This is a genomic window from Halomonas sp. ALS9 (assembly GCF_001651035.1).
In the GTDB taxonomy this organism is placed as follows: domain Bacteria; phylum Pseudomonadota; class Gammaproteobacteria; order Pseudomonadales; family Halomonadaceae; genus Vreelandella.
In genome coordinates, this window is sequence record NZ_LXRG01000192.1 from 159,599 (window position 1) to 178,799 (window position 19,201).

The following is a 19,201-nucleotide window of genomic DNA, read 5'->3' on the forward strand; positions in this document are numbered from 1 at the left end:
AATGGCGGGGTGAAAAGCACTCTTTAAACATCATCGTTGCGGTGTTGATACTTGAGATAGAGCCGTTGAACGGTACGCATCGCCATCAATACAAACGCCGCGCATACCGTGAAATAGATGATGCTTTTGGGCAGATCAATAGACACCATCAAACTGCTAGTACGCGATGCCAGTTGATAGGTCACCCACGCCATCGCTATATAGAAGGTAAGGCTTATGAGGTTTACTAGACGCTCTAGCAAAAGCGCTTGCCACGCAGGCATGTAGTGGTAGAAGAACTCCACCATAATATGGCTGCCATTGCGGGCGGCCATGACACTGCCCATAAACCCCACCCCAATCAGCAGGTAGCGGGCGATCTCTTCCGTCCAGCCGATTGAGTCCCCCATTACATAGCGGCTAAAGAACTGGGCAAATACCACTAAAATCAGCGCCCAGAACAGTATCAGAGTCGCCAAATCTTCAATCCGGTAATCACTCAGCCTGAACGGGGTATCGTCAAAGGCGGATTCAAAATCGACCCTTGGATCGACGGCAGGCGGGGCGTCTTCTCGTGTGTCATTCATGGCACAACACTCCAAACACTCCGCTCAAAGGAGCGGAGTGTTATCAAAGGGTTGGATTATTGGCCGATAGCCTGGAGACGTTCGTAGGTTTCCTCATCCCAGGTGGCTGCATCGCCGTTATGGGCGGGCACTACGGCTTCACGAAAGGCGGCGCGATCCACTTCGTTAATGGTATTGCCCTGCTCCTCAAACCAGGCCACCAGCTCCTCTTCAGCCTGCTGGATATCCTTAGTGTTGTTCTCGGCAGCCTCTTGGAAAACCTCGCGGAATATTTCACGATCCTCTTCAGAAAGTTGGTTCCAGCGTGGCCCACCCACAATAGTGATTAACGAATCGGTAATGTGGCCGGTCAGGTTGATGTAGTCCTGCACCTCATGGAATGCCTTGGCACGAATGGTCGGTAGCGGGTTTTCCTGGGCGTCCACTACGCCTTGCTGAAGCGCCAGATAGACCTCGTCAAAGGCGATGGGAGTGGGGTTAGCGTCCACGGCACGGGGCATCATCATGTACATCGGGGCGTTGGGTACCCGTATTTTCAGGCCCTGCATATCCGCTGGTTCATTGATGGGAATATTCGAGGTCACATGACGCTCGCCGTAATAGTTGAGCGCCAGCGGCACATTGCCGGTTTGATCCTGGTAACCCTGAGCGATCTCTTGGAACAGATCACTATCGGCGTATGCCTGCCAGTGATCAAAGTCTCGGAACATATAGGCAGCGCCGGCAATGCCGATGGGGCCGTACGCTCGGCCAGCAAACTGAGAGCCGGTATAAATAACGTCCACCGTGCCGAGTTCAAGCCCTTCGTTAATATCCTCCTCTTTGCCTAACGAAGAGGCGGGATGCACCTGCATGGTATAGCGCCCTTCGGTACGCTCTTCGATCTCATCGGCGGCCCATAGCGCCCATTTATGGAACGGTTCAGAGGTTTCATAAACATGGGCAAAGCGGAGGTTTTCAGCGGCTTGAACGGCACCGGTAAAGCCAATGCCCGCGGCGATCAGCGTGGCGGTTAGCAGGCGGGACATACGGAGATGCTGCTGGCTTTTGTAACTCATCGTCTACTCCTCACAACCATTAGATTTGTTGTTGGTTATTGTGATGTGCTGCTGTTTATTGTGATTTATTGGTTATTATTTAATCGGCGACAATCAACGTAACTGACCATAGTGCTGTATACGTATCATACCACCAGCTTCAAACCTAGTTGGTCGCCTGCAATCGCGCAACTATCCAGATAACAATTTTAGTCATACCGGTGGTGATGCCAGCCGCTGACTGAGTTGCCGGTGTAAGCGTACCAGCAGCTGCAGTTCACCAAAGCCGCCTGCCTTGGTCATCACTCTACGAGCGAGATTTCCATCCATGTAACCCAACGCCACGCCCGGCGACCACTCCGTCTCAACGGAGATATAACTCGTACCCAACTGAGTGAGCACGGCCATGGCGACATCACCGCCGGTTAAAAACAGCAGGCTATCAACTGCGTCCTGCTTTGAGGCAATACTCGCTACCTGGACAGCCATCGCTTTGGCTACCTCGCTCGCCGTGAGAACACCCTCCTTACAACCTGGCACTACCACGCAAGAGTGAAGAGCTTGAGCCGGAAAGGCAGCATCACCGGGTTCTTGGCACGCGTTTATAACGGCTAAATCGGGCCACTGTTTGCACAGTTGGTCGAGCTGTTCGCCTGCACGAGGGCTTCTAGACCCCACGGCATATAGCACCGAAACAACCTGATGCAGAGCGCTAAAATGCGTTTTTGTAGGCCCAAAACAGTATTGGGCTAGCGCCGTTGCCAATCCTGCAGCGCCTGCCAGGGCCCGCTTGTCGTCAGCGGCCATTATTAGGCTGTAAAGGACTGAGAGCTCTTCGTCGCTCTCGCTATCAGCGATGCAGTCCGCACTGGGAAAAGGCGTTTCTTGTCCAGGCCGATAGCGCTGAATCGGCAGGCCGCTGGCGGCAAACGCTTGATCAAGCGGGCCAACCAGCGGCGCCGAGCGCGCATCCTGCTGATAGGCCGTGTCGGCAAGAGGAATCCCTTCTACCCACACCTGGGCATCGCGTACTGTTCGCCCCTGCGCTGGAACGGCAGGCGCCAGCAGCAAAGGAATTCCAAGCGCTTCTCTCACTGCTGAACACTCTGCAACCACCTGCCCCCGCATGGTCGAGTCGACCTTTTTAAACCACTGTTCTGGGGTAGCACGCGTTAATAATCGAACCGCCTCACTCACCCGCAACGCTGCTTGCTCAGCTGGTAAGTGACGGGATTCGGTGTTCACAGCGATAACGTCTGGCCATTGATCTTGCCACGCTTCCAGCGTCGCCGCTAACGCCTCCAAGCTGATTACCACGCGAGAGTCCGCGCCCCGAGCGGCAAACGGTGCCGCGGTATCCAGCGCCCCGGATAGATCGTCGGCAATAATCGCCAATCGGCAGCCGCTCATGCTTTAGCGCCACTGGCTAGCCGCCGGGCATAGGCAATCGCTGAGCCCATATTGGTGGCATCAGCTTTGCCCTGCCAAGCAATATCAAAGGCGGTGCCGTGATCCACCGAGGTGCGCTGAAGCGGCAAACCTAGGCTGACGTTCACCGTGGTATCAAAAGCGATCAGCTTGACGGGAATATGTCCTTGGTCGTGATACTGGGCAATGACCAGGTCGAACTCGCCTTTCGAAGCGCGGTAAAACACCGTATCCGCGGAGATCGGCCCGCTCACATCAAAGCCGCGCTCGCGCAAGCGCGCCACCGCAGGGGCAATACAGCGACTGTCTTCATCGCCGAAGATACCCCCTTCGCCGCAGTGGGGGTTGAGTCCGGCCACGGCGATACGTGGAGCACGCATGCCCAGCGCTACCAAGTGCACCTGCCCCGCCTCGACGGTGGCGATGATGCGCTCGGGGGTGACACGATCAATCGCGTCCCGCAGCGACACATGGGTGGAGACATGCAGCGTCGAGAGCGACTCTGATGCCAGCAGCATAAATGACGAAGGCGCACCGGTTAGCGAGGCCAGCATGCCAGTGTGGCCATCGTAAAAGTGCCCCGCTTCGTGCAGCGCTGCCTTGTTCAGTGGTGCTGTCACGATCACCTGCACTCGACCCGCCTGCACCAGCTCAACCGCTTTCTGGACACAGCGAAACGCCATATCGCCAGCACCGGCACTGATTTGGCCATCGGGAATCTCTGCTCCTTCAGGCACCTCGACCACCCCAACGGCCACACTGTCCTGACCGCTCTCTATCTGCTCCAGCGGCACAAAGTCGAGTTCAACCCCGACGCTGGCTGCCGCACGACGAAAAATAACCGGGTCACCGATCACCATGGCCGTGGCGCGTTCGGCGGAGGACATCGCGCTCAACGCACGACAAATGATCTCCGGGCCGATCCCTGCAGGGTCGCCCATGGTGATAGCGATTTCATAACATTGCTTAGTCGCATAATCAGTCGTTGAAGTATTCATGGCATTAGCTGCCCGCCGTTGACCTCAATAATCTGGCCTGTGACATAGCCGCTTAATGTGTCGGTTCCCAGAAATAGATAGGCGCCCACGCACTCTTCCGCGGTTCCCAAACGTCCCATGGGTATTGAGGCCCGGGCTGCGGACAAATGCCCTTCGCTGGAGTGGCGTTCATGAAAATCGGTTGCAATGGTGCCAGGAGCGACAGCGTTAACGCGGATATTATCCCCGGCCAGCTCTTTAGCCATATTGCGCGTAATGGTACTCACAAAGCCTTTTGCTGAAGCATATAGCCCCCCGCCACTCCCACCGCCGTTGCGCGCGGCAATCGAGGTGGTATGAATAATATTCCCGCCCCCAGCGCGGCGAAAATGTGGCAGTGCCGCACGGCTGGCCATCAGCACCGAGCGCACGTTGAGATCCATGACTCGGTCATACTGGTCATCGTCCATCTCTTCCAAGCCAACACGGCCCAGCATATCGCCAGCGTTGTTAATCAGTAGGTCTAAACCGCCCAGACGCTCGGCGGCCTCGTCGACGAGTTTTTGGGTTTCACTGCTGTGGCTAACATCCGCTTTAAGGGTAAAGGCATCTCCACCGGCATCGCGAATAGCCTGGGCCACCGCTTCGGCGGGCCCTTCACTACTGTGATAGTGCACCGCCACGTGAGCCCCTAACGCCCCAAACTGTTTAGCAACCGCGGCGCCGATTCCTCGGCTGGCACCCGTGATTAATACTCGCTTGCCCTTCCACTCGTCTAACATGAAATTCTCCTTAGCGCTTTTTACTTTTATTGTTGAATGCCGTGCTTAGCGAAATTGTATTCATCTAGACAGATTTACCTATCGACCCGAAATGGAGCGGTGCGCTAGAGTAGGGCATGAACTGGCATACCTGTCATACAACACGACATCCATAACAGGATAGGCGATGGCGCACCAACCGCCAGTCGCACAGCATTTTTAAAGACGCATTTATGACTGTTCCATTATTACTGTTCCACTATTACTACAGGAGGCACGCATGAACCCACTTTCCGTGACCGACGCCGTTCCCAATGACCTGGACAAAGCGCTGCTGGTTGGCCGCGTATGGCTGGATGGCCCACAGGCTGGCCCGACACTGGTGACCGTGCACGATGGTCAAGTCATTGATATCACCGAATTTGGCCCGACCATGGCCGACCTGCTTGAACGCGACGACCTGCTGGAGGTAGTAACGCGTGCAGAAGGTCAATCGTTGGGCAGTTTGGAGACGCTACTAGCGAACTCCCAGGCATCGCCGGCGCAAGCACCCTACCTGCTCGCCCCTTGCGATGTGCAGGCGGTTAAAGCGTGCGGTGTCACTTTTGCGGTCAGCCTGATGGAGCGAGTGATTGAAGAGCAAGCGGGCGGCGATCCCACCCGAGCTGACGAGTTGCGTGACGACTTGCAGGCGCTGATTGGCAGCGACCTTTCCAAGATTAAGCCGGGCTCTGAAGAGGCGATGGCACTTAAAAAAGCGCTTCAAGCGCGCGGAGGCTGGTCGCAATATATGGAAGTCGGCATCGGCCCCGATGCCGAAGTGTTTACCAAAGCGCAGCCGCTCTCCTCGGTGGGTTTTGGCACCCCGGTGGGTCTGCACCCATCATCGCAATGGAATAACCCCGAGCCGGAAATTGTCCTGGCGGTGGACAGCCGTGGCCAGGTGCGTGGGGCAACCTTAGGCAACGACGTTAACCTGCGTGACGTTGAGGGACGCAGCGCCCTGCTGCTCGGCAAGGCAAAAGACAACAACGCCTCCTGTTCCATTGGCCCCTTCATTCGTCTATTCGATGACCACTTTGATATCGACAGCGTGCGCAACTGCCAGGTATCGCTACGCATTGAGGGCGAAGACGACGACTTCCTGCTCCAGGGTGAGAGCGATATGCGCGAAATCAGCCGCGACCCGCTGGATCTGGTCAGCCAAACCATCGGTGCTCACCATCAATACCCGGACGGCTTTATGCTGTTTCTCGGCACCATGTTCTCGCCGATTCAAGACCGCGACGGTAAAGGTCAGGGCTTCACGCATCATATGAATGACCGAGTCACCATTGCCACCCCGGCTTTAGGCGCCTTGGTCAACAAAGTCGGCAGAAGCGATCAGTTGCCGCCCTGGACCTACGGCATTCGCGAGCTGATGCGCCACTTAGCGCGTCGCTAACACTGTTCTTGTCAATCAATACGCCACCCACCTCAACGCCAAGGAGAGCACAATGACAACCATTACCCGCGTCGAGATTCAGGATATCCGCTTTCCCACTTCACGCTCGCTGGATGGCTCCGATGCCATGAACGCCGCGCCGGACTACTCCGCCGCTTACGTCATCCTGCATACCGATGACGGCAGCCCCGAAGGGCACGGCTTAACCTTCACCATTGGCCGCGGCAACGAGATCGTGGTGACCGCCTTGCAGTCACTGTCACCGCTGATTGAAGGGCGAACACTTGCGTCGATTACCGACAACATGGGTACGTTTTGGCGGGAGATCACTGGCGACAGCCAACTACGCTGGATTGGCCCCGATAAAGGTGCGATTCATCTCGCCACTGCCGCCATCGTCAACGCCGTGTGGGATATGTGGGCGAAAAATGAGGGCAAGCCGGTGTGGAAACTGCTGGTGGATATGACGCCCGAACAGCTGGTGCGCTGTCTCGACTTCCGCTTTGTCACCGATGCGCTAACGCCCGAAGAAGCCATCTGCTTGCTGCGCCGCCAGGCCCCTGGAAAAGCGGCCCGTGAAGCCGAAATGCGCGGCGATGGCTACCCCGCCTACACCACCTCGGCGGGCTGGCTGGGCTACAGCGACGATAAAGTACGCGGCTTGGCACGGGAAGCGCTGGCGGAAGGCTGGACCCACTTTAAGCAGAAGATTGGCGGTGATACCGAAGAGGATGCCCGCCGCGCAGCGCTGCTACGCGAGGAGATCGGCTGGGACAACGTGCTAATGATGGACGCCAACCAGGTGTGGGAAGTCGACGAAACGGTCACCAAAATGCGTCGCTTAGCGGAATTTGACCCGCTATGGATCGAAGAACCCACCAGCCCAGACGACATCCTCGGCCACGCTGAGATTCGCCACCGCGTTGCACCCATTGGCGTTGCCACCGGTGAACACTGCCACAACAAAGTGATGTTTAAACAGTTCTTCCAGGCCGATGCCATCGACTACTGCCAGCTCGATGCGGCGCGCCTGGGCGGGCTCAACGAAGTCATTCTAGTCGTGCTAATGGCCGCCAAGTTTGGCGTGCCGATTTGCCCCCACGGCGGCGGCGTTGGGCTATGTGAATATACTCAACATATCTCACTGTTCGACTACATCGCGGTGTCCGGCAGCCTAGAGGGCCGCGTGCTTGAGTACGTGGACCATCTCCACGAGCACTTTATCGACCCGGTGGTCATCAACCGGGGCCGCTACCAAGTACCTGAAGCGCCGGGTTACAGCATTGCCATGCACGCAGAGTCCCAAGCACAGCACCGCTTTCCGGAAGGCTCGGCCTGGCAGGAAGAGGCCTAATGACCGACACCATCCCCTTTTTAGATGAACTAACCGGCCTACTCGGCGAGCGCGGTTTAATTCGCGAGCCTGACGCCATGGCCCGCTACGTCAGCGACTGGGCGGGCGACACCTTGGGGATGCCGCTGGCGGTGGCCCGCCCGGCGAACACCGTGGAAGTCGCCGAAGTCGCTAAGCGCTGCTATGCACAAGGGATCGCAATGACGCCCCAGGGTGGCCATAGCGGCCTAGTGGCAGGCGCCTTGCCTGCCGCCAATGGTCAGGAACTGGTGATCAGCCTGGAGCGCTTAAACAGCGTGCGCGCCATAGACCCGGTTAACTTCACCATCACCGTAGACGCGGGCTGTATTCTTGAAAACGTTAAGCTGGCGGCTTTTGAGCATGACTGCGATTTTCCGCTTTCACTAGGTGCCCAAGGCAGCTGTCAGATTGGCGGCAATATCGCCACCAATGCGGGCGGGCTTAACGTGTTGCGCTACGGCATGATGCGCGAGTTGGTGCTGGGGCTTGAAGTGGTACTTCCCGACGGGCGAGTCTGGGAGAGCCTGAACGCGCTGCATAAAGACAACCGCGGTTACGACCTTCAGCAGCTATTTCTAGGCAGCGAGGGCACCCTGGGCATCGTCACTGGCGCGGTACTCAAACTCTCACCACGCCCGACCCAAAACCGTACCGCGCTGCTTGGCCTGCCCTCTGTTCAGGCGGTGATTGATCTCTATGGTTTGGCGCGACGCGACTGCTGCGATCTGTTGACCGCTTTCGAGCTGATCCCCCGCCGCTGTATTGAGTTGGCCATTGAAGCAACGCCTGAGCTGCGCGACCCAATGGAGAGTGCTTACCCCTGGTATGTGCTAATGGAAGTTGCGGCCACCGGGCCGGTAGATCTCGGTTCGATGCTGGAGCAACTGTTGGAAACTGGCATGGAGCGCGAGCTGGTGCTGGATGGGGCCCTGGCGTCCAGCGACACCCAGTCCGTCCAGCTATGGCAGTTCCGCGAAAGCATGCTGGAAGGCCAGCGGCGGCGCGGCGAGCACCTACGCACCGATATTTCGGTGCCCATCTCGGCGATACCCGACTTCGTCAGCCGAGCCAGTGATGTGGTCATGGCGGCGTCACCCGAGTGCGAAATCATTGCCTACGGCCATGTAGGCGACGGCAACCTGCACTTCAATATTCTGCCGCCATCAGCAATGGCGGATAGTGATAAGAAAGCCCATCTGCATGGCTTGGAGGAACAGCTGTTTGACGTGCTCGACGCCTTCCACGGCAGCATCAGCGCCGAACACGGCATTGGCCGCACCAAGCAAGCGGCTTACTTAGCGCGGTTATCGCCTATCGAGCGGGAGTTGATCAGCGGCGTTAAAGCGCTGTTTGACCCTAAAGGGTTGATGAATCCAGGAAGGATTTTGCCTGCTGGGGAGTAATCCCCTGCTTGGTTAGTCACTATTTTGGTTAAAGCGTGTTTTTAAAACGCTCTGCCAACCCACGCAAAGCATTAGCATAAAGCAGCGTATCAATCCCTACACCCACGAAGGTACAGCCCGCTGCTAAATAGCCGCGGGCTGCCTGCTCATCCACCGTGACGATACCCGCCGCCTTGCCTGCGGCACGAATTTTGGTGATAGCATCGCTAATTGCCGCGGTTACTTCCGGGTGGCTGGCGTTGCCAAGGTGCCCCATCGATGCCGACAAATCCGCCGGGCCAATAAATACCCCATCGACACCTTCTACCGCCGCAATCACCTCCAGATTGGCAAGTGCCTGGGGGCTTTCCACCTGCAGCATGAGGCAAATCTCGTCATCGGCACGGGAGAGGTAATCGTCTACCTGCCCCCAGCGCGAGGCCCGCGCCAACACATGTCCCACCCCGCGGGTACCCCGGGGCGGGTAGCGCGTGGCCGCCACCAGCTCGGCGGCTTGTTCGGCGGTTTCCACCATCGGTATTAGCAGGTTCTGCACACCAATATCCAGGTAGCGTTTGATCATCACCACATCGCCGGTGGGCGGCCGCACTACCGGGTGACTTGCATAGGGAGCCAACGCCTGCAGCTGATTGAGCAGACTAGACACGTCATTGGGGGCATGTTCGGCGTCAAGCAGCAGCCAGTCAAAGCCAGCGGTCGCCGCGATCTCAGCCGAATAAGCACTCGCCAACCCAAGCCAAATCCCCGTTTGCGGATGGCCCGCCAGCAGCTGTTTTTTAAAAGTGTTTTGCGGCATTTTCATCCAGCGGCTCCCTTCTCCACTAATAACCCATCACGTCTGGCAGCCAAGTGGCCAGCCCCGGCACGGCGATCAGCAACAAAATGGTGGCAATAATCGGCAGTAAGAACGGCATGATCGCCGTCACGACCTGGCCGTAGCGCAGCCGGGTAATGCCTACCATCAAAAACAGCACAGTGCCAAAGGGCGGCGTAATCACCCCCACCGAGAGCGTGATCACCATGACAATGCCAAAGTGGACGGGGTCTAATCCGGCGCTCAGCGCGGCGGGCACTACTATCGGGGTGAAAATCAGGATGCTTTCAATCACCGACATAAAGCAGCCGATTAACAGGAAGAACAGCGCAAAGCAGAGCAACAGTGCAAACATGGGCATATCGATGCTGGCCACCTGGCCCGCCAACGCTTGGGGAATGCCCATGCGCACCAGAATCCAGCCGTAAAAGCTGGAGACCGCAATAATCAGCAGGATCACCGCACTGAACATCAGGGTGCGGCGGAAGGCGCTGTAGAGATCTCGCCAGTTCAAATCCTGATAGATCAGGCCACCCAGAATCACCGCATAAAGCGAGGCAATCGCGCCAGCTTCTGTGGGCGTAAAGATGCCATACCAAATGCCACCAACGATAATCGCGGGCATTATCATTGGCAAAATAGCGCGCTTACCCGTACGGGCGACTTCGCAGGCATCAAAGGGCGTGGGTTTGGGCATCACCACCCTGCCAGTGGTAGCTAGTAATACAGTCATGCCCATTAGCAGCAGCGCCATCAAAATACCCGGCAGCAGCCCCGCCATAAACAGCCCGCCAATACTCACATTGGCCAGCCAGCCGTAAACGACCAAGGCGATGCTGGGCGGCAGAATCGGCCCGATAACGCTGGAAGCAGCGGTAATGCCGGTAGAGTAATCCAGCGCGTAACCACGCTCTTTCATGGCCTTGATTTCAATGCTACCCAGCCCCGCCGCATCGGCCACCGCAGTGCCCGACATGGTGGCAAAGATGGAGCTGGCCACTACGTTAGCGTGACCAAGACCGCCCTTGGTAAAGCCCACCAAGGCGGTGGCAAAGTCAAAAATCCGCGTGGTCGTCGAGCCGATATTCATAATATTGGCGGCCAGAATAAACAGCGGAATCGCCAACAGGGTAAAGTTATTGAGCGTTTGCACCATACGTAGCGGCAAAAGCTCGACAGGCAAGCCGCCAGTCCCGGTAAATACCAAGGCGATAAACGAGGTAACGCCAATAGCGACGACCACCGGCAAGCCAATCGCCATTAGCACTAGCAGGCCGCCGACAAAAATCAGTAGCTCGGTCATGGCTGCGAGGCCTCTTCTTCATGGGAGGTTTCCAACCACGCCACCGGGCCACGCAGGGTTTGCCACACAGCAATTAGCGCCATGCCTGCAAAACTGAAGAAAACACCATAGTAGAGATAGCTAAAACTGATACTTAACGAGACGGTTTTATTGTTGGCACTCATATCCGACATTATCCACGAGCCCCAGGCAGCGAGCAGAAAAAAACCGCAGGAAATCAGCGCGGTGAGCCGATACTGAATATTTTTACCCAGCCCTGAAAGCTTATGGCTAAAAAGATCCACCACCAGGTGCTCGCTGCGTACCCACGCCGATAACGAACCAAAGCCAATCGCGTAAATCGCCAGCATGGACGCCACCTCTTCCGTCCAGGGCATGCCCAGCCCCAGCAGGTCGCGGGCGATGACCGCCGCCACGATCAGAAACAGAATGGCCGCTATTAACGCTACACCTACCCCATCGCACAGGCGGGTGACGCCGCGCAGCGCATAGAAAGCAATTCGATCCGACCCGTTATTGGGCGCTACCGCGTCTTCCACAGCAGAACTCCTTACTCTGACGTCTTTTTTTATCGGTTATGAAAACTTACTTGTCTTGAAAATTAACTTGTCATGAAAAACCGCGACTGACCTGGGGCACGCCACGGTTTCTGCCCAAGGGGTGTTACTCGCTCTGGTTACCCAGCGCATCTTCACGAACACCCTCGGCCATGTCGGCCATTACACGATCAATCGCCGGTAACGCCGCCTCGCGGAAAGGCGCAACATCCGGCTCAATAACGGTCATGCCTTCTTCCTGAAGGGCTTCCAGATAGAATTCGTCAAGTTCGCGCTCGCGCTCTGACCCGTACTGACGGGCCACCTCAATGGCTTCTTCGATCAGCGCTTGATCTTCCTCTTCTAAGCCATCCCACCAGCGCGAACTGGCCACCCAGCTCCACGGGAACTGCACGTGGCTGGTCATAATCAGGTAGTCCTGCACTTCCCATAGGCGACGGGTATAGGGTGAGGAGAGCGAGTTCTCGTGGCCGTCGACTTGGCCGGTCTGCATGGCGAGATAAATCTCTGGCGCCGGCACGTTGACTACCTGGGCGCCGATCTCTCCCCACACTTCCAGCCAGACCGGCAGCGAAGGCAGGCGCAGGCGGAACCCCTCCAGATCAGCTGGCGAGTGTATTTCCTTGTTAGCGGTCATGTGGCGAGGCCCGCGATGCTGCAAACCAAAATACTTCAGGCCGCCCTGGTTTTCTGCTTTCTCAACCAGCGCCTGGCCGGACGGGCTCTCCATATAGGCGTCCACTTCATCCCAGGTGGTGAACACAAAGGGTACCGTAATGGCGTCATATTCAGGCGCATACTGTTGGCGCCAGTTGCCACCGGTAATGGAGAGCTGAGTTTGACCCAGGTTGAGCAGTTCCAGCACGGCGTTCTCACCGCCGAGAGAACCGGCTAAAAAAGGACGCACTTCGAAGCGGCCAGGCGCCTGTTCTTCTAAATACTCCGCAAAGCGCTCCACCGCGGCGCTTTCCGAACCGCCTTCGCTCATAGTGTTGTTGACTTGAATTTCGATTGGGTTAGCCAAGACGAACGGCGCCGCCGTTAGCATGCCTAGGGTAGCCAGCGTGGCAAGTAGTTGTTTCCGCATGGGAGGACTCTCTACGGTTGTCGTTATTGGGTGTGGTGCTGGTTCGATCTTGAAACAAGCCGCCAAGGGTCTCAAATCGACGTTCAAGAAGGCTGGCTTCGTCAAATACGATGGCTCGCCTCTAGCCTCTAGAGTGTGTCTTCATTCTGATGATGCTGGGTGAGGTGGTCGACTAAATGCCGAGCAGTGGCCGGAAGTGTGGCGTAGCGGCGCATACCAATCACCAATTCCCGCTGGGCCCAGGGGTCGCTGAGCGGAATGCTTCTGAGCTGCAAATCGCCCAGATCACGGTAGATAGTTTGCTCCGGCAGTACGCCCACGCCCATACCGTGGTGAATCATGCGGCAAATGGCATCGAAGCTGCGTACCTGAATGCGCATACGCAGCGCTTTACCGGCCAGGTTAGCTTGTTCATTCAATAGCGATTGCAGCGAGGCATCCTGTTGCAAGCCGATAAAATCAAACGCCAGCGCTTCGTTAAAGGCGATGCTTTCACGCTCGGCTAAGGGGTGGTCGATGGGCGTCATCAATACCAGTCGATCATGCCGGTAGGAGAGCTGCTGGAGTTCCGGTGCCGCGACATGCCCGGCAAAAATACCGATATCGGTCAGCCCATCGCGCACCGCGGTGATGATTTCACTGCTCACTCGCTCCTGGAGATCGATCTTAATCTCCGGGTAAAGGCGCGAAAAAGCGCTGAGATCCTGGGGTAGAAAGGCAATGATCGCCGAGGTATTGGAGTGAATGCGCACATGGCCCCGTACGCCCTCCCCATATTCGCTAAGCTCTGCGTTAAGGCGTTCAATATTATCCATAATACGCCGGGCATGATGCAAAAACGCCTGGCCTGCAGGCGTCAGCTCCACCCCTCGCGGGCGACGATAGAGCAGCGTTGTGCCCACCAGCGCTTCCAGGTCGCTTATCCGTTTGCTCACCGCGGCAAGCGCTAAATGTTCGCGCTCGGCCGCCGCCGTCAGACGCCCCTCATCCGCCACGGAGATAAACAGTTTAAGGGTGACAAAATCGAAGCGGCGCATACAACGGACTCCTTGAAGGCAACCTGTTCATGCTAGCGCACACCTTCGTCACCGACGAACCCTTTGTTACCGATTGCCTAATTGTCGCCCCAGGTTAGCTCACGCATGCTGGGAAACAGTGATACACCAATGATAAGAGAGCGCCTTAATGAATGCTTCCGAAGCACGCCAGCTTCCGCTACAGGGCTTAAAAGTTCTAGAGCTGGGCCAACTGATTGCGGGGCCTTTCGCCACCAAACTGCTGGGAGAATTTGGTGCTGATGTGATCAAAATCGAACCGCCCGGCACCGGCGATCCGCTTCGCAAATGGCGAATGTTAGAAGAGGGCACCTCACTGTGGTGGCATGTGCAGACACGCAACAAGCGCTCGGTAGCGCTGGATTTGCGCAGCGAAGAGGGCCAAGGCCTAGTGCGCCAGCTAGCCGCCGAGGCCGATGTGGTGGTGGAAAACTTCCGCCCCGGTACGTTAGACAACTGGGGGCTGGGTTGGGAGGCACTCTCCAAACTCAATCCACGGCTGATCATGGTGCATATTTCCGGCTACGGGCAAACCGGGCCTTACCGCGACAAACCCGGTTTTGGCGTAATTGGCGAAGCCATGGGCGGGCTGCGCTACCTCACCGGCCAGCCGGGGGAGCCTTCGGTGCGCGTTGGGGTGAGCATCGGCGACTCACTCTCCGCGCTCTACGCCGTTATCGGCACCCTGCTAGCACTCCAAGAGCGTAACCGCAGTGGCCTTGGCCAGGAAATCGACGTTGCGCTATATGAATCGGTATTTGCAATGATGGAGAGCCTGCTGCCAGAGTTCGATGCCAGCGGCCAAGTGCGTGAACCCAGCGGCAGCGCCCTACCCGGCATCACCCCTTCCAACGCCTACCGCTGTCAGGGTGGTGATTATGTGCTGATTGCCGGTAACGGCGACAGCATCTTCAAGCGCCTGATGGGCGTGATTGGCCGCGATGATCTCGCAAACGACCCGGCCCTGGCCCATAACGATGGGCGCAGCCAGCAGGCGGAGATGATTGATGCCGCGATTCAAAATTGGACGGAAGAGCGCCCACGGGATGCCATTTTACAAGCGTTGGATGATGCCCGTGTGCCCGCAGGCTACCCCTACACGGCGGAAGATATCGCCTTTGATCCACACTACCTAGCGCGGGAAATGATTCAAACATTCACTCGCCCCAACGGTAAACCGCTAAAAGTCCCCGGCGTACTGCCCAAGCTTAGCGCTACCCCTGGGCGAATCGGCGACGGCGGCCCCACCCTTGGTCAGCATACCGACGATGTCTTGGATGAGCTGGGCATTGATCACGAAACCCGCGCCAAACTGCGCCAAGCGGGCATTATTTAGGGAGTTTGCTATGCGTCAGTTATCACCTTGCCCCCAAAAAATAGAGATCAATGAAGTCGCCCCACGGGACGGCCTGCAGATCGAGGCGCGCTTTGTGCCTACGGAAGAGAAAATCCACTGGATAGACGCAATCTCCACCACAGGCCTACGGCGCATCGAGGCGACCTCGTTCACCTCCCCCAAGGCGATCCCCAACCTACGTGATGCTGCTGACGTAGTGACCGGCATTCAACGCCGGGAAGGCGTCGATATCACCGTACTGGTACCCAACGTAAAAGGCACCGAGCGAGCACTTGCCTGCCAGGTGGATGAGATCAATTTGGTGATGTCCGCCAGCAATAGCCACGGGCTGGCGAACCTGCGCATGACACCGGAACAGTCCCTTGAACAGTTCGCGGCGATCTTGGAAGTGACACAGGGAAGCGGCGTGTTTATCAACGCCTCTCTGTCGACGGCCTTTGGTTGCCCCTTTGAGGGAGAAATCCCCGAAACACGCGTGCTGGAACTGGTCGAGCAACTTATCGGCCTTGGCATTCAGGGCATCACGCTCTGCGACACCACCGGCATGGCGAACCCCACCCAGGTTAAACACCTGTGTGAAGCCGTGCTTACGCGCTGGCCCGAAACGCCTTTCACGCTGCACTTCCACAACACTCGCGGCATGGGTCTCGCTAACGCACTGGCGGCGTGGCAGGCGGGCATTACCCGTTTTGACGCCTCATTAGGCGGGCTGGGCGGCTGCCCCTTCGCCCCCGGCGCCAGCGGCAATGTATGCACTGAAGACCTGGTGCATATGTTTGAGGCCATGGGCGTGGATACCGGCGTCGACTTGGATGCCCTACTTGAGGTCGCCGCCACCCTCCCCGACCTTATTGGCCACGATGTGCCGGGGCAGGTAGTGAAAGCCGGGAAATCGTCCCGGCGATATGCGATGCCATAAGTTCATGCCTATAGCTCACGCTTGAGCGTTAGGCTGGCCCAATGACGTGTTTCACTTCCAGGTAAGCGCTTAGCCCCCAAGGGCCCAATTCACGACCAATGCCACTACGCTTGAAGCCGCCCCAGCCGGTTTCGGGTAGCACTAATTGTTCGCTGTTGTACCAGATGCTGCCGGCTTTGAGCTGGCGACCGATGCGCTTGGCGTGCTCGGGGTCGCCGCTGATGACGGTGGCCGCCAGGCCGTAGTCACTATCGTTGGCGAGTTTAATAGCTTCCGCTTCGCTTGCCACGCTGCGGCCACAAAGCACCGGGCCGAAAATCTCTTCCTGCCATAAGCGGCTCTCTAGCGGCACATCACGGTAAAGCGTAGGCGCGAGGAAGTAGCCTTGTTCAGGCAGCGTACGGTGCTTTATATCGCGCACTGCCGTAAGGCCTTCCTGTTCGGCAATGTCCAGATAGCGTTGTACCGCATCGCGCTGCTTGGCGCTGGTCAACGGCCCCAGGTCAGTGCCTTCGGCCAGCGGGTCGCCCAGCGTCAGCGCATCCATACGCTCGGCAAGGGCGGCGTAGAGCGCTTCGGCCACGTTTTCGTGCACCAATAACCGCGAAGTTGCAGAGCAGATTTGTCCGGCGTTGAAGTAGATACCGGCCATTACCCACTCGGCTGCCTGATCGGGGTCGGCGTCTTCCATCACCAGGATCGGCGATTTTCCACCCAGTTCCAGAGAGACGCTAGCGGTGCGTGTGGCGGCGGCCTGCATCACCGCTTCACCGACACGGTTGCTGCCGGTAAAGGAGATTTTATCCACACCAGAATGGTGGGTTAGCGGCGCACCGATTCCCTCACCGTCGCCGTTGAGCAGATTCAGCACGCCCGTGGGCAGGTTGATCTCCAGGGCAATCTCGGCCAGCACGAGTTCGGGAAGCGGCGTGACTTCTGACGGTTTAAGTACCGCGGTACAACCGGCCGCCAAAGCAGGCGCCAGCTTCCAGGCGCTGGTCACTAGCGGGAAGTTCCAGGGCGCAATCAGCCCCACTACCCCGACCGGGTCGTGATAGGTACGCGCCTCAACGCCCGCCATCTCCACACTCACCAACTCGCCTTGGCGGTCATCCAGTGCCCTGGCTTGCTTCGCGTAGTAGCGGTAGCAGGCAATCGCATCGTCTAGATCAATGCCCGCTTCTGCCAGCGGCTTACCGTTGTTGGTGGCCGAAAGCGTGAGGATCGAATCCCGGCGGGCTTCCAGTGCATCGGCAAATCCTTCAAGGTATTTTGCCCGCGCGGCACCGCCCAGAGCCTGCCAGGCGGGCTGCGCTTGCTGGGCAGCTTTTACCGCGGCATCAACATCTGCTGCGTCCCCCGCGGTGACCTGGGCAATGCACTCTTCGCGGTAGGGATTCATCACGTCGAGCAGTCGGGTGCCCGCCGAGGGCACCCACTGGTTGTTGATGAACTGGTGATTAAGAATCTGATGGCTGAGTGACGGCATGGGAATATCCTAGTCAGAATGTGCGCACGCGCGCTGCCAGGCAGCGGCGTCAATTTCGATCAGTAGAGGCCCGTTGGTTTCGCGGTTGGCGAGCGCCTCGGATAATTCGGCGGGGCTTTCTACCAGAACGCCCGGGCAGCCAAAACCTTCGGCCAGGGTGAGGAAGTTGGGCGCCTGAATATCCACGCCCAGGCGCGCCACCCCGTTGGCATCCATATAGCGGCGAATCTCTTCGTAACCGGCGTTGTGCCAAAGCACAATCACCACCGGTAGGCGTTCTTCTACGGCGGTTGCGATTTCCGACAGCGTAAACATCACCCCGCCATCGCCGACGAGCGCCACTACTGGCAGATCCGCCCGCGCCAGCTGGGCACCTAGCGCCGCGGGCAGACCATAGCCCAAGGTGCCGTAGCCGGTTGAGGCATTGAAGTAGCGCCTTGGCGCTGGCTGGCTAACCAGATGATTACCGGCATATACCGGCGCGGTAGAGTCACCCACCAGAATCGCCTCGGGCAAATGCTCGGCCAAGGTGTTGTAGAGCGGCACAAAGTCGCTAAAAGCAGGGTCATTTTGCAGATTCAGCGCGCTCAGGACGGCGGCAGTTCGCTCAACGCCTCGACGCTGCACTGTGTCTGGGAAGTGAGCGAGCAGAAGCTCAAGACTGCGCCCAGCGTCCCCCACCAGCCCCAGCGTGACGCGTTGATTACGCACCAGCTGCTCTAGGTCGAGATCGATGCGGATCAGCGTGCCATTAAGGTGAAAGCCACCGTCAAACACCACGTCATAGTCAGTCTCGCCCAGCTCGGTGCCTACCGCCAAAATCACATCGGCATTGGCCGCCAGTTCGCGCACTGCGGGTAGCGCCGCGTTAGCCCCCAAATCCAGCGGGTGGTCGCGGCCTAGCAACCCTTTGGCATTGATTGTCGTGACCGTAGGCGCATCGAGCTTTGCTACTAATGCTCGCGCGGCCTCTGGTGCTGATACGCAGCCACCACCTAATAGCACCAGGGGCTGTTTCGCCGCGTGTAACAAGCGGGCGGCTTCGGCCAGCCCTTCTGGATCAGGCGCTGCTCGATAAAGCGTGGGCGCTCGCCACGAAGCCGATGCTTTTACCGGCGCATTAAACAAGTCGATGGGGATTTCGATATGCACCGGGCCCGGGCGCGCACCGTTGAAGACGGCAAAGGCGCGGGCGAGCACCTCGGGCAAGGTGTTGGCGTCCAGCAGCGTGTGGCTAAACCGCGCCACACCGCTAATCACTTGCTGCTGGCTGGGCAGCTCGTGCAACCGTCCTTGCCCCAAGCCCAGCGTATCGCGGCGGTTGACGCTGGAAATTACCAACATGGGAATAGAGTCCGCCAGGGCTTGGCCCATGGCGGTAGCGATATTGGTCATCCCCGGGCCGGTGATAATCAAGCAAACGCCCGGCTGACCGCTGGCGCGGGCATAGCCGTCGGCCATAAATCCCGCGCCCTGCTCATGGCGCGGAGTGACGTGCTGTACATCGCTGCCTTCCAGCCCGCGATAAAGCTCTACCGTGTGCACACCGGGAATGCCGAACAGCGCGCGCACGCCATAGGTATCGCGTAGCATTTTAATCAGTAACTCAGCGCAGGTCATCGCAGGCCC

General features: G+C 58.0%; 17 protein-coding genes. 5 read left to right on the plus strand and 12 right to left on the minus strand.

Going from position 1 to position 19,201, the window contains the following annotated elements:
• Window positions 1-23: 23 nt before the first annotated feature.
• The 5 genes from A6R74_RS14655 to A6R74_RS14675 form a co-directional block, all read right to left on the minus strand.
• The gene (locus A6R74_RS14655) at window positions 24-566 is read right to left on the minus strand and encodes a TRAP transporter small permease (protein ID WP_064235222.1); all 543 of its coding nucleotides are present in this window, start codon (window positions 564-566) and stop codon (window positions 24-26) included.
• Between the two features lie 56 nt (window positions 567-622).
• Window positions 623-1,624 carry a sialic acid TRAP transporter substrate-binding protein SiaP gene (locus tag A6R74_RS14660; protein ID WP_064235223.1) on the minus strand — a complete coding sequence of 334 codons (1,002 nt, stop codon included), beginning with the start codon at window positions 1,622-1,624 and terminating at the stop codon, window positions 623-625.
• 192 nt (window positions 1,625-1,816) lie between these two features.
• The gene (locus A6R74_RS14665; protein ID WP_064235224.1) at window positions 1,817-3,013 is read right to left on the minus strand and encodes a four-carbon acid sugar kinase family protein; all 1,197 of its coding nucleotides are present in this window, start codon (window positions 3,011-3,013) and stop codon (window positions 1,817-1,819) included.
• Entirely contained in the window at window positions 3,010-4,029 is a 1,020-nt protein-coding gene (pdxA, locus tag A6R74_RS14670; RefSeq protein ID WP_064235225.1) for a 4-hydroxythreonine-4-phosphate dehydrogenase PdxA, read from the minus strand. Before pdxA ends, A6R74_RS14665 begins: the two co-directional genes overlap by 4 nt.
• Window positions 4,026-4,790 (minus strand): SDR family NAD(P)-dependent oxidoreductase, encoded by a 765-nt coding sequence (locus A6R74_RS14675; RefSeq protein ID WP_064235226.1) that lies wholly within the window; start codon window positions 4,788-4,790, stop codon window positions 4,026-4,028. The genes pdxA and A6R74_RS14675 overlap by 4 nt, the downstream gene beginning before the upstream one ends.
• Before the next feature lie 259 nt (window positions 4,791-5,049).
• Between A6R74_RS14675 and A6R74_RS14680 the strand changes: the two genes are divergently transcribed.
• The 3 genes from A6R74_RS14680 to A6R74_RS14690 are packed head-to-tail and all read left to right on the plus strand — an operon-like array spanning window position 5,050 to window position 8,991.
• Window positions 5,050-6,213: a fumarylacetoacetate hydrolase family protein gene (locus tag A6R74_RS14680; RefSeq protein ID WP_064235227.1), complete on the plus strand. Its 1,164-nt coding sequence runs from the start codon at window positions 5,050-5,052 to the stop codon at window positions 6,211-6,213.
• A 52-nt stretch (window positions 6,214-6,265) separates the two neighbouring features.
• Window positions 6,266-7,567 (plus strand): L-fuconate dehydratase, encoded by a 1,302-nt coding sequence (locus tag A6R74_RS14685; protein WP_064235228.1) that lies wholly within the window; start codon window positions 6,266-6,268, stop codon window positions 7,565-7,567.
• On the plus strand, window positions 7,567-8,991 hold the full coding sequence (locus A6R74_RS14690) for an FAD-binding oxidoreductase (RefSeq protein WP_064235229.1): 1,425 nt from the start codon (window positions 7,567-7,569) through the stop codon (window positions 8,989-8,991). Before A6R74_RS14685 ends, A6R74_RS14690 begins: the two co-directional genes overlap by 1 nt.
• Before the next feature lie 28 nt (window positions 8,992-9,019).
• Here A6R74_RS14690 and hpaI read toward each other — a convergent pair whose 3' ends face one another.
• The 5 genes from hpaI to A6R74_RS14715 all read right to left on the minus strand — a co-directional run bounded on the left by hpaI (window position 9,020) and on the right by A6R74_RS14715 (window position 13,789).
• Entirely contained in the window at window positions 9,020-9,793 is a 774-nt protein-coding gene (gene hpaI / locus A6R74_RS14695) for a 4-hydroxy-2-oxoheptanedioate aldolase (protein ID WP_064235230.1), read from the minus strand.
• Window positions 9,794-9,812: 19 nt separating this feature from the next.
• The gene (locus tag A6R74_RS14700; RefSeq protein ID WP_064235231.1) at window positions 9,813-11,108 is read right to left on the minus strand and encodes a TRAP transporter large permease; all 1,296 of its coding nucleotides are present in this window, start codon (window positions 11,106-11,108) and stop codon (window positions 9,813-9,815) included.
• Entirely contained in the window at window positions 11,105-11,647 is a 543-nt protein-coding gene (locus A6R74_RS14705) for a TRAP transporter small permease (protein WP_064235232.1), read from the minus strand. Before A6R74_RS14705 ends, A6R74_RS14700 begins: the two co-directional genes overlap by 4 nt.
• Before the next feature lie 124 nt (window positions 11,648-11,771).
• On the minus strand, window positions 11,772-12,752 hold the full coding sequence (locus tag A6R74_RS14710) for a TRAP transporter substrate-binding protein (protein ID WP_064235233.1): 981 nt from the start codon (window positions 12,750-12,752) through the stop codon (window positions 11,772-11,774).
• 128 nt (window positions 12,753-12,880) lie between these two features.
• Complete coding sequence (locus A6R74_RS14715) at window positions 12,881-13,789, minus strand: LysR family transcriptional regulator (RefSeq protein WP_064235234.1); 909 nt, start codon at window positions 13,787-13,789, stop codon at window positions 12,881-12,883.
• Window positions 13,790-13,937: 148 nt separating this feature from the next.
• Between A6R74_RS14715 and A6R74_RS14720 the strand changes: the two genes are divergently transcribed.
• Window positions 13,938-15,143 (plus strand): CaiB/BaiF CoA transferase family protein, encoded by a 1,206-nt coding sequence (locus tag A6R74_RS14720; protein ID WP_064235235.1) that lies wholly within the window; start codon window positions 13,938-13,940, stop codon window positions 15,141-15,143.
• Window positions 15,144-15,153: 10 nt separating this feature from the next.
• Complete coding sequence (locus tag A6R74_RS14725) at window positions 15,154-16,083, plus strand: hydroxymethylglutaryl-CoA lyase (protein ID WP_064235236.1); 930 nt, start codon at window positions 15,154-15,156, stop codon at window positions 16,081-16,083.
• 28 nt (window positions 16,084-16,111) lie between these two features.
• Here the strand turns inward: A6R74_RS14725 and A6R74_RS14730 are convergent, their stop codons facing one another.
• Window positions 16,112-17,572 (minus strand): aldehyde dehydrogenase family protein, encoded by a 1,461-nt coding sequence (locus A6R74_RS14730; RefSeq protein ID WP_064235237.1) that lies wholly within the window; start codon window positions 17,570-17,572, stop codon window positions 16,112-16,114.
• A 9-nt stretch (window positions 17,573-17,581) separates the two neighbouring features.
• Window positions 17,582-19,192, minus strand: a complete 1,611-nt coding sequence (locus A6R74_RS14735) for a 5-guanidino-2-oxopentanoate decarboxylase (protein WP_064235238.1) — start codon at window positions 19,190-19,192, stop codon at window positions 17,582-17,584.
• Window positions 19,193-19,201: the final 9 nt, after the last annotated feature.